We start from the raw sequence: 11526 nt of genomic DNA, 5'->3' as shown, positions 1-11526 counted from the left end.
CGCAAGTTATTTCATTTCGACTCCTAAGGTATTTTATCTCCCTTAGTAGATGAGGGTGTCTTTGTGGGGCAGTCCTCAACAGAATAATGTGTCCTCATCTGGCTCCTTCTGGCGTTCCTGGCCTTTTTGGTGCAGGTGCCCCTGTTGTGCGCCTACCCAGGGACCGCTCCGCCGCGTCGGGACGGCGCGGCGGAGCGCGTGTTCCTCGGTCGGGTGATGCCTATCCAGCATCAAACCCGGCCGGTGGAGGCGAAAGGGAGGGCGATGGGGTACTGGTTGCGGCTCGGGCCGACGTTCCCCCGATGCGTGATATCCGATATCCGAACTAGACTGCCGCAGGTGGACCAGGTGACTGGCTGTTACGGAGCAGTACCGAGAATCGGATTTGGTCGGGGATGTGATGGTGTGCCCGTGACGTCGGAACCGTCCACCGGGATTTCGCCCTATGCGCCCGGTATATCAGGGTTTGTCGGTGAATCACGGAAGTCCGATCAGGTGCGGCGGTCGGCGTCCGCAGGTCTGCGGGCCGCGCGGGAGGCTGTCCGCGCGCTGTGCCACGGTGCTCGGGGGGACCATGACGACGGATTGGGTGGCTCCGACCCGTCCTTCCTGGCCGATGCCGGTCTCGTCCTCGGCACCTCCCTCGACCCCGATCGGGTCGTCGACCTGATCGCCGGACTCGCCGTGCCCCGTCTCGGCACGGGCGCCTTGGTGTGGCTGCGCGAGGGCGACCAGGTCAGGCTCGGCGCCTCGGTCTTCCACGACCCGAAAGCCGGCAAGATCATGCGGGCGATTGTCGCCACGCGGCCGCCCCAACTCGCGGACGACTTCCCGCCGGGCGTCGTCATGCGTAACGGCCAGACGTACTGTCTGCCGGACTTCGATGAGCTGCGCCCGGTGCCGCTGTTCCCGTACGAGCTCGCCTACCAGCAGTTCCGCCGGATCCAGAGCGGTCCCACCGTCACCGTCCCGTTGCCGGCGCACGGCCGGATCCTCGGCGCGATCACTGTCGGGCGCGGCACCGGCTTCTATTCCGGAGCGGAGGTGAACCTGCTGGAGGACCTCGCCCGGCGGGGGGCCGTCGCGCTGGAGAACGCACAACGCTTCCGCGAGGCACAGGAGTCCGCGCTGACCCTGCAACGGTCGCTCCTGCCGGCGCATCCCCCCGCACTCGACGGGGTCGAGATCGCGATGGAGTACCGGCCGGGAACGGCAGGGACGGAGGTTGGAGGCGATCTCTACGATGTCATACCGCTCGCCGGGGGGCGAGTCGGGGTGGCCATCGGTGACGTGATGGGGCGCGGCCTGCATGCCGCGGCGGTGATGGGCCAGCTGCGGGCGGCGCTGCGCGCCTACGCTCTGGAGGATTGGAGCCCCGTCGAGGTGCTGACCCGGCTTGACCGGGTCGTCGGCCTGCTGCCCGGTCTCCAGCTCGCGACCTGTATGTACGCCGTCTACGACCGGGACACCGGCCGGGCGACGATCGCGAACGCCGGCCACCCCGCGCCGTTGGTGATCCTTCCCGACGAGGACCCCGACTATCTGGTGCTCGACCCCGGGCTCCCGCTGGGAGTCGGCGAGGGGGCGGTGTTCAGCGAGACGACCGTCGCGCTTCCACCCGGATCGGCGTTGGTGATGTTCACCGACGGCCTGGTGGAGTCGCGACGCCGCCCGCTCGTGGACGGCCTGGACAATCTTCGACGCGGTCTTACCGCACAGCGTGCCCGGGCGGCCGCGGCAGGCCTCGAGGCGGTCGAAGTCGCGGCGGGTGCCGACATGGCGGCTGGAAGCGAGGGCGAGGGCGAGGGCGTTGGCCTGAGCGCGGAACGGACCGGGAAGGCGGAACGGACCGGGAAGGCGTGGACGGATCGGCGGGCCCCCGGCCCGTCGCTCGGCCCACCCCCCGGGGTGCCGGAACGCCGCTCCTGGGTGGACCGGCGGCGCCGGGCGCGCAGGGTGAACTTCGCGGCACGTAGCTGGTTCGGTCCGGACACCGTCAACGGCCCCGGCGAGGGCCCCGTCGAGGAGACCGCCCGCACGCTGCTCGAACGGTGCCTGATTGCCGCCGGTCTCCCGGCCCGGACCGACGACGATACTGCCATGGTGGTGCTCACCACGCAGGCCGTGAACCCGCCATTGCTCGAACTCGCGTTGCCCGCGGTGGCCGCGTCGGCCGGCGAGGCCCGGACAGCGATGCGCTCGGTCCTCGCCGAATGCGGGATCACCTCCGTCGAGGACGCGACGCTGCTGGTCAGCGAGGTGGTGACGAACGCGGTGCTGCACGCCCGCAGTGATCTGGTGCTGCGGGCATCGATGGGACCCGGTCGGCTGCGGATCAGTGTCGAGGACCGGGAAGGCGCGCATCTGCCCCGGCCCGGCGTGGCCGCGGAGAACAAACCCGAGCCCGAGTCGGGGTGGGGCCTGCTGCTGGTCGAGGCGCTGGCGCTGGCCTGGGGCGTGGAGATGACCCCCGGGGGCAAGCGTGTCTGGTTCGATATCGAGATACCCGACCGGGAGCCGGGTGCCGCCGGCCCGACGAGACCGATCGTCAGGCCCGATCCGTCTCCCTCGGCGGGCCTGTCCCGGAAGCCTCCCCTCGACCCGCCGGTCCAGGGCCGCTCCTGGGGATAGCATCCGCTGCCGGGCCACCTGACGAGCCGGGCCACCTGACGAGCCGGGCCGAGGCCGCGTGATCAGGCGGTGGCGACGGCGCCGGTGGCCCATTCGTCCTCGGCCTTGCGCACGATGTTGCGCAGCATTCCACCGAAGACGGCCGCGTGGAACGGGCTGACCGACCACCAGTAGAGCTGCCCGGGAAGTCCGCGGGGCAGGAAACTCGCGCGCTGCCAGTAGGTCGTGGTGCCCTCGGCGTCGACCATCGAGCGTAGTTCCAGCCAGGCCTCGCCGGGCAACTTCATCTCGGCGCGCAGCCGGAGCAGGTGGCCCGGTTCGATCTCCTCGACCCGCCAGAAGTCCAGAGCCTCCCCGGCGTGCACCCGCTGCGGATCACGCCGACCCCGGCGCAGACCGACGCCACCGATGGCGGTGTCCAGCCGGCCGCGGGCGGACCAGGCCAGGGGCCACGAGTACCAGCCGTTGTCGCCCCCGATGCCCTCGATGACGTGCCACAGACAGGCCGGCGGCGCCGCCACGGCCATGCTGCGCTCGTCGACGTAGAGGGATCCCCCGGCCCACTGCGGGTCGGTCGGCAGGGGCTCGTTCGGGGGGCGCGTGGCACCGGCGCCGTCCCCGTCGTCCGATGCGCCTCCCGATCCCGGCCACACCGCCGTCGACCAGCGGGTCTTCACCGAACGTGCCCGCACCCGGGCCAGCGCGAGGGCCACCGCGGCGTCGAAGGGCAGCAGTCCCTCGGCGGGATCGGGGATCCAGCGGGCGATCTGGTGGTCGTGGGCCACCACCTCGTTGCGCAAGGAACGGATGAGCGGCCTCGCGATGCCGCCCGGCACCGGGGTGACGAGCCCGACCCACAGCGAGGACAGCTCGGGGGACAGGATCGGAACCGGGACGATGATCCGGCGCCGCAGCCCCTCGACGGCGGCGAAGCGCTGCATCATCTCCGCATAGGTCAGGATGTCCGGGCCGCCCACGTCGAAGGTGCCCTCGACGTCGTCGGGGACGTCCAGAGCGCCGATCAGATAGTGCAGCACGTCCCGGACGGCGATCGGCTGGATCCTGGTCCGCACCCAGCGCGGCGTCAGCATCACCGGCAGGCGCTCCGTCAGGTAGCGCAGCATCTCGAACGAGGCGCTGCCGCTGCCGATGACGACCGCCGCACGCAGCACGATCGTCGGCACCCCCGAGCCGAGCAGGATCCTCCCGACCTCCTGGCGGGAGCTCAGATGGGCGGACGTGCCACCCGTCGTCGCCGGGCTCAGCCCGCCGAGGTAGACGATCCTGCGGACACCGGCCGCCCGGGCCGCGACGGCGAAGGCGTTCGCCGCCCGCCGGTCGACCGCGGAGAAGTCACCACCACCGTCGATCGAGTGGATGAGGTAGTAGGCGACCTCGATCCCGTCGAGCGCGGACCGCAACGACTCCGGATCCCGGGCGTCGGCGCGGACGACCTCCGCCCGGGCGGCCCATGGGATGTCCCGCAGCCGGAGGGGATCCCGGGTCATGGCCCGGATATGGTGGCCACGGTCGAGCAGGCGGGGAGCCAGCCGGCCGCCGATGTACCCGGTCGCCCCGGTGACGAGGATGCGCATGCAGGTTAGCTGCCCTGGCAGGTCCCGCCGTACCCTGGCATCCGGCCGATCTGCCGTCGCCGTGCCTGGGAACGCCTCGAACAGGCGGGGACGCCCGGGCAGAGAACGCTCCGGGCGGGTGCCGTCAGGCCGAGGCGGCCTCGGTCACGTCGGTACTCAGGTAGGCCGACCAGCGTGGATCCATCCGACGGGAGCCCAGAATGCGCCAAGCGGCTCCGCTCGGCGCCCGTGGCGCCGTGCGGAGCCGCCAGCCGAGATCAGCGACGGCCAGGTCGGCTTTCAGATGGTTGCAGCGGCCACAGGCCGCCACGACGTTCTCCCACGCATGCGGGCCCCCACGGGAGCGTGGAATGACATGATCCAGTGATGTTGCCGGAGCATTGCAGTACACGCAGCGATGATGGTCGCGGGCCAGCACACCCTTGCGGGTCAGCGGGATCTGCGAGCGGTACGGCACCCGGACGAAACGCGCTAACCGGACCACGATCGGGACATCGACGGAGGCCGTCGCGGACCGAAGAACCTGCCCGGCCGATTCGACCATGACGGCCTTGTCGGTCAGGACCAACACCAGCGCGCGCCTTTGCGACACCACGCACAGAGGCTCGTACGTGGCATTGAGAACCAGCGCCTCTGCCACGCGCCGACCTCCTGCCCACCGAGGGCCCTTTGCGGGCCGTTCTGCCCAGCGTCTCCGGTGACAATGGACAGTCAACCTTCTTCTGCGGCAGAACGCGAGCCTGTTTGCATGGTCATCGCCTTTCGTGCCGTGGCGCTGCACATATCTCATGGCCTTTGTCACATACAGGCGACCATTTTGTGGCCGCATCAATACGGAAAGTGCTTTTTCGGGTGTGATGGGAGACCTGGCCGGGTTGGGTCGGAGAGTGGTTGGGTCGGAGCGTGGCTGTCCGCCGACCGGATCGGGGCCCCCACCGCCGGGCCACCGGCATGGGTGAGACTGATCTGCGGCCGCCGCCCGCGCCGCCGTGAGCGCGGGAGGGCCGGTGACCTCGGCCTGCTCGAGGAACTTCGAATGATCGCAATCGACCGGAAGGATGATCGACGCCGTGACGCCCGCCCCGTCCCTGCTGGCTCAGCCTCTCATCCCGTCGCTGGGAATGCTGCTGTCCGCCTCGCCGTCACCCACCGAAGTGCCGGGCCCGACGTCCGGGCTGACGACGCCCACTCCACTGCCCTCGCCGAGCCCGTCGGTGACCTCTGACCCGCTGGTGTCCCTGGAGGGCGTCGCGACCGCGCTGCGGGACGCCTGCGGGACCGATCCGGGGCTGCTGTGCCGCACCGTCTACGACATTACCCACAGTAATTATCTTGCCTCCGGGGCTGAGGTGTTCCTCGGTACCCCGATCCGCATCGCGCTCATTCTGGTGATCGCGTTTGTGGTGCGGGCGCTGCTGCACCGGTTCATCCGGCGCACCACCGACATCGGACACGCCACCGAACGGACCGGTTCCGGCAGTTGGGGCGGGTTGTTCCGGGGTTCCCGCGCCGGCTCTCTGCTGGGCGCGTTCGGCGATCCGGCGGTGCTGATGGAAAGGCGCCGTCAGCGTGCGGCGACGGTCGGTTCGCTGCTGCGCAGCGTGACGTCCATCTTCATCTTCGGCCTGGCCTTCCTCAGCATCCTGGGCGAGCTGGGTATCAATCTCGCCCCCATCGTCGCCAGCGCCGGTGTGCTGGGAGTCGCGGTCGGTTTCGGTGCGCAGAACCTCGTCCGGGACTTCCTGTCGGGGATGTTCATGCTGCTGGAGGACCAGTACGGGGTGGGAGACGTGATCGATCTCGGTCCGGTCTCCGGTGCCGTGGAGGCGGTCAGTTTCCGGACGACCAGACTGCGTGACGTCGAGGGCGCCGTCTGGTACGTCCGGAACGGCGAGATCACCAGGGTCGGTAACAAGAGCCAGCAATGGGCACGGACCGTGCTCGACGTTCCGCTCGACTACGACACCGAGGTCGCCACCGCTAAACGGGTGCTGGCCCGGACGGCGAACGAGCTCTGGGCGGACGCGAAGTGGAGCAGCCTCATCCTCGCCGAGCCCGAGGTCTGGGGGATGGAGACCATGACCTCGGACGGTTACACCCTGCGTGTCGCCATCAAGACCCAGCCGCTCAAGCAGTGGGAGGTCGCGCGCGAGCTGCGTGAGCGGGTCCGGACCTCGCTTGGCGCGGCCGGGATCGAGCTCGGTTCCGTGCAACGCAGTGAGGTGACCATGGTCAACGACGACGAGGAGACCGCCGGGAGCCGTGCGGAGGACGACGCGGATCCGGATGCCGGGGTCGGCGGGGGTGCCGCGGACGCTCAGGGGACGGATCTGCCGCGGGCACGGATCGACCCGCCCGCCCCCGACCTGTCGCGGTTGAGGGGATGATCTGGGCGTGCCGGTGAGTCTGGGCGTGCCGGTGGGTCTGGGCGTGCTGGGCAGTCTGGGCTCACGGTGGCTGAAACTGTCCTGAGGATCGCGGTATGTCTTCCTGAGACCGGCCCCGCGCAGCACCATCACCGCGTCGGGTGAAGGCAGACTGGGGGCGTGCGGGTACTGGTGGTGGACGACGACGCGGCGGTCCGGGAGTCCCTGGAACGCTCGCTGCGGTTCGAGGGGTACGAGGTGGCCACGGCGGTGGACGGGGCGGACGCGCTCGGCGTCATCGGCCGCGAGCGGCCGGACATCGTCGTGCTGGACGTGATGATGCCCCGGGTGGACGGGCTGGAGACCTGCCGTCGGCTGCGGGCCCAGGGCGACGACGTCCCGGTGCTCATGCTGACCGCCCGGGACGGCTTGGCCGACCGGGTCAGCGGCTTGGACGTCGGTGCCGACGACTACCTGGTCAAACCGTTCGCCCTGGAGGAGCTGTTCGCCCGGTTGCGGGCACTGATCCGCCGGGCGGCGTTGGCCGCGCGGGTGCGGGCGGCCGGTTCGGACGGGTCCAAGGGGATCCCCGACTCGACGCTGTGCTATGGCGGGGTCTGTCTGGATCAGGCTAGCCGCCAGGTGACCCGCGGTGATCGGGAGCTGATTCTGACCAAGACCGAGTTCGAGCTGCTGGAGTTGTTTCTCGCCCATCCGCGTCAGGTGCTCTCCCGCTCCATGATCATGGAGCGGGTCTGGGGGTATGACTTCGGCCCGACATCGAACTCGCTGGAGGTCTTCGTGAGCTACCTGCGCCGCAAGCTCGAGGCGAACGGCGAGCCCAGGCTGTTGCACACCGTGCGCGGAGTTGGCTACGTGCTGCGTGAGCCGTCGGGGGACCGCGCGTGAGCAGTGCCCCCGACCAGGGGGCCGCGCCATCGCCGTGGTGGCCGCAGCCGTTGACGGGTCGCCCGGCAGCGGGGCAGGTGGCAGCGGGGCAGCCGGCAGTGGGGCAGGTGGCGGTGAACGGGCGCGCCGGCCGGTTGGACGGGTTCGCGCGGCGCGTCCACCCGGGACGTCACTCCAGGATCCGGTTTTCCTCCCCGCTCGGTCAGCTGACATTGCGGGCTCGGCTCGCCCTGCTTGTCGGGATGGCGGTGGCTGCCGCCGTGACGGTCGTCGCCGGGGTGTCGCTGGGGGCGACCAGCATCGTGCTGAACCAGGCCATCGACGACCAGCTCGTAGAGCAGGCTGAGGCGTCGGCGCACACCATCCAGACCAGTCCGCTGGGGCTGGAACTGCAGGCGTTCAGCTTCGGGCTGGAGGGCCAGTTCCTCGATGCCGCCGGCAATCCGCTGGAGAACGCCGTCTCGTCCTGGAACAGCATGCGGATCCCGGTCGACTCCGCCGACGCCGAGGTGGCCCGGCGGGAGCGGGCCCAGAACCTGCGCACGATCGCCGTCGACGGGCAGTCCTACCGGCTTGTCACGGTTCCGCTGCAACGTCCCGCGTCCGGCGGTGCATTGCAGCTCGCCCGGCCGACCACCGACGTCGACCGGACCCTGCGCGATCTCGCGCTGGTGCTGCTCGTCGTCGGGATCGTCGGGGTGGTCGGCTCGGTGCTCGCCGGACAGATCGTGGCACGTGCCGCGCTCAAACCCGTTGACGCCGCGGCCGCGGCCGCCGAGGAGGTCGCTCGCACCCAGGATCTGTCGGCGCTCATCCCGGTGACCGGATCCGACGAGATCACCCGGCTGGCGGAGAGCCTCAACAGCATGCTGCGCGCGCTGGAGGCGTCCCGGGCCCGCCAGCGCCAGCTCGTCGACGATGCCAGCCACGAGCTGCGCACCCCGTTGACGAGCCTGCGCACGAACATCGAACTGTTGCTGCGCGCCGAAGCGAACCCGCATCGCGCGCTGCCCGCGGCCGACCGTGAGGCGCTGCTGCGCGACGTGGGCGCGCAGATGCGCGAACTGTCCGGCCTCGTCAGTGAACTGGTCGAGCTCGCCCGGGACGAGGCGCCCACCGAGGAGGTGGAACGGCTCGATCTCGCGGAGATCGTGCGAGCCGCGGCCGAACGGGCCCGGCGCCGCGCCACCGGCAAGGGCGTCGGCATCGAGGTCGACGCGACGTCCTCGACGGTCGACGGGCGGGCGAACATGCTCGAACGGGCAGTCACCAACCTGCTCGACAACGCCGTGAAGTTCTCGCCGCCCGCCTCTGTCGTCCGGGTCGGCTCCCGGGACGGCGAGGTAACCGTCGCGGATGACGGACCGGGCATCGCGCCGGAGGACCGCGCGCAGGCGTTCGACCGCTTCTACCGGGCCACCTCCGCGCGGGGCCTGCCCGGATCCGGGCTCGGCCTCGCGATCGTCGCGGATGCCGTGCACACCCACGGGGGTACCGTCACCGCGGAGAGCTCTCCGAGTGGCGGGGCGTTGCTGCGGATGCGGCTGCCGGTCGTCGACGACCCCGGTCCGCTGGGCCCGGCCACCGCACCGGGCCCGGAGCCGAACCCGCCGGGCGGCGCCGCTCCGCCTCCGGACCGCGCGGGCGAGAATCTCAGGTCGTGACTTCCGACTGCCCCGCCGTGCCCACCGCATCCGCACCCGCGTCCCCCGCGCCCGCCACTGGTCCCACCGCCCCGGCGGGACCGCAGCCCGCCGGGGCGCCGGTGGTGGACCCCGCCGTCGACCAGGTCCTCGCCGAACTCGCCGCGGTGTCCGGTGTGGCGACGTCCTACCTCGGGGCCGATGGTGTCCCGGTACAGGTTGCGCCGGACACCGTCCGGGCCGTCCTGCGGCTGGCGGGGGTCGATCCGACGGATCCCGCCGCGGCGCTCGCGGCGGCGCTGGAACGGCCCTGGCGACGCCGGGTGCCGGCCTGCGCCGTCGTCGTCGCCGCAGCACCGCGCCCGGTGGTCGTTCACACGCCCGTGGATGTCATTCCATACGCCGAGCTGGAGCTCGGCACCGGCGGCCGGGTCGTCCTCGATCCCCCTGGCGCCCCCCTGGCCGAGCGGGTGCTCGACGGCGTGCCCTGGGTCGCCCGGCCGATCGGGCTCCCGGCGGGCCTGCCCCTGGGGGACCACGTGCTGCACGTCGACGCCGGAACCGAGCGGCATCGCTGCCAGGTCGTCGCCGTGCCGGCCGCGGTGCCCGGCCCCGCCGCCCTCGCCCCGCCGGCCCGCGCCTGGGGCTGGGGCTGGGGCTGGATGATCCAGCTCTACGCGCTCACCTCGGCGTCGTCTTGGGGGATGGGGGACTACGGCGATCTCGCGACGCTCGCCGACTGGTCGGGCCGGGCAGGTGCCGACGTGCTGCTGGTGAATCCGCTGCATGCGGGTGCGCCGACCCTGCCCGTCGCGGCGTCCCCCTACTCGCCCGCGAGCCGCCGTTTTGTCTCCCCGCTCTACCTGCGACCGGAGCGGACGCCCGAGTACGCTCGGGCCGATCCCGCCACCCGGTCGGCCGTTGACGAGCTCGCCCGCGGCGCCCGCCGCGACGGTCGGCGGGACGGTCTGCTCGATCGGGACGCGGTGTGGCGGGCGAAGCTGGCCGCGCTGGAACTGCTCTTCGAGGTCTTCCGGCGCGGCGGCGAGCAGGTGGCATCCGCCGAGCCGGCCGGGTCCGACCTGATCGATTTCGCGACCTGGAGCGCGCTCGCTGAGCGGTACGGCCCGGACTGGCGGACCTGGCCGGCGCGTCTCGCTCATCCGGGCGCGCCCGCCGTCGCCGAGGCGAGGGCGGAGCTGGCCGACCGCGTCGCCTTCCACGTGTGGCTCCAGCATCGCTGCGACCAGCAGCTCGCCGCGGCGCAGGCCGCCGCCCGGGCCGCCGGGATGGCCGCCGGGATCGTGCACGACCTGGCCGTCGGCGTCGATCCGGGCGGTGCGGACGCCTGGGCACTGCAGGACGTTCTCGCCGTCGGCGCGAGCGTGGGGGCCCCACCGGACACCTTCAATCAGCAGGGCCAGGACTGGGGGCTGCCGCCGTGGCGGCCGGATGCCCTGGCCGAGGCCGGGTACGCGCCGTTGCGTCAGATGGTTGCCTCGGTGCTGCGCCGCGGCGGCGGGCTGCGGGTCGACCACATCCTCGGCCTGTTCCGGCTGTGGTGGATTCCGGCTGGGGCGGGCGCCGCTCACGGGACGTACGTGCGTTACGACGCCGAGGCGATGCTCGGCCTGCTCGCGTTGGAGGCCGCCCGCGCCGGCGCCGTCGTCGTCGGGGAGGATCTGGGTACCGTCGAGGCGTCGGTGGCGACGACGCTCGCCCGCCTGGACGTGCTGGGTTCGACGGTGCTGTGGTTCGAGCAGGACGCCGAGGGCCGGCCGTCGCCGCCGACGGCGTACCGGGCGGCGACGATGGCCAGCCTCACCACGCACGACCTGCCCACCGCCGCCGGCTACCTCGAGGGCGAGCACGTGCGCACCCGCGCCCGGTTGGGGCTGCTCGGGCGTGCGGAGGAGGCCGAGGCGGCCGGTTGGCGAGCCGAGCGGGACGCGTTGGTCGAGCTGGTGCAATCCGAGGGACTGGTGGATCCGGCGGGCGCAGCGGCGGGCCTCGGCGGACGGGGGAACCCCGGCGGGAGCGGCCGGCCGGAGTTTGACCCCGCCCTCCGGGAGGAGTTCGGCCCCGCCGTTCGGCAGGAGATCGTTTTCGCGCTGCACCGGCTGCTGGTGCGGTCTCCGTGCCGCATCGTGCTCGGGTCGCCGGGTGACGCGCTGGGCGACCGGCATCAGCCGAATCTGCCGGGCACGACCGATGCCTATCCGAACTGGCGGCTCCCGGTGACCGACTCCGCCGGTCGGCCGGTTACGGTGGAACGCCTGCTGACCGATCCGGACGTGCGCCGGCTTGGCGAGCTCCTCGCCCAGGCCCGGGTTGCTCAGGTCCGGGTTGCTCAGGTCCGGGGCGCGTCGTCCACCGGTGCGG

The 11526-nt window shown here is 71.7% G+C and carries 7 protein-coding genes; 5 read left to right on the top strand and 2 right to left on the bottom strand.

The window, feature by feature from the left end; all coding sequences use genetic code 11:
- Positions 1-495 precede the first annotated feature (495 nt).
- Positions 496-2631, top strand: coding sequence for an ATP-binding SpoIIE family protein phosphatase (locus AC08OU_RS09855; protein WP_476600860.1), 2136 nt, complete (start codon positions 496-498; stop codon positions 2629-2631).
- 62 nt (positions 2632-2693) lie between these two features.
- On the opposite strand, the gene AC08OU_RS09850 is transcribed toward AC08OU_RS09855, so the two are convergent.
- Positions 2694-4226 carry an SDR family oxidoreductase gene (locus AC08OU_RS09850; protein ID WP_462187004.1) on the bottom strand — a complete coding sequence of 511 codons (1533 nt, stop codon included), beginning with the start codon at positions 4224-4226 and terminating at the stop codon, positions 2694-2696.
- A gap of 124 nt (positions 4227-4350) precedes the next feature.
- Positions 4351-4866 carry an HNH endonuclease gene (locus AC08OU_RS09845; protein WP_462187005.1) on the bottom strand — a complete coding sequence of 172 codons (516 nt, stop codon included), beginning with the start codon at positions 4864-4866 and terminating at the stop codon, positions 4351-4353.
- Positions 4867-5284: 418 nt separating this feature from the next.
- Between AC08OU_RS09845 and AC08OU_RS09840 the strand changes: the two genes are divergently transcribed.
- The 4 genes from AC08OU_RS09840 to malQ form a co-directional block, all read left to right on the top strand.
- Positions 5285-6613, top strand: a complete 1329-nt coding sequence (locus AC08OU_RS09840; RefSeq protein ID WP_476601632.1) for a mechanosensitive ion channel family protein — start codon at positions 5285-5287, stop codon at positions 6611-6613.
- 159 nt (positions 6614-6772) lie between these two features.
- Positions 6773-7501 (top strand): response regulator transcription factor, encoded by a 729-nt coding sequence (locus AC08OU_RS09835; RefSeq protein ID WP_476601633.1) that lies wholly within the window; start codon positions 6773-6775, stop codon positions 7499-7501.
- Complete coding sequence (locus AC08OU_RS09830) at positions 7498-9165, top strand: sensor histidine kinase (protein WP_462187008.1); 1668 nt, start codon at positions 7498-7500, stop codon at positions 9163-9165. Before AC08OU_RS09835 ends, AC08OU_RS09830 begins: the two co-directional genes overlap by 4 nt.
- Positions 9162-11526, top strand: a 2365-nt coding sequence (malQ, locus tag AC08OU_RS09825) for a 4-alpha-glucanotransferase (RefSeq protein WP_476604720.1), incomplete at its 3' end; no start/stop codon positions are given. The genes AC08OU_RS09830 and malQ, both read left to right, overlap by 4 nt.

This window comes from Frankia sp. CcMO1 (assembly GCF_977945845.1).
Note: the sequence above shows the minus strand (reverse complement) of the source record. Positions and strands in the feature narration are given on the sequence as shown.

Coding starts and splice junctions, on each gene's coding strand:
- AC08OU_RS09850 (WP_462187004.1), bottom strand. CDS start 4,226: ATGCGCATCCTCGTCACCGGGGCGACCGGGTACATCGGCGGCCGGCTG.
- AC08OU_RS09840 (WP_476601632.1), top strand. CDS start 5,285: ATGATCGACGCCGTGACGCCCGCCCCGTCCCTGCTGGCTCAGCCTCTC.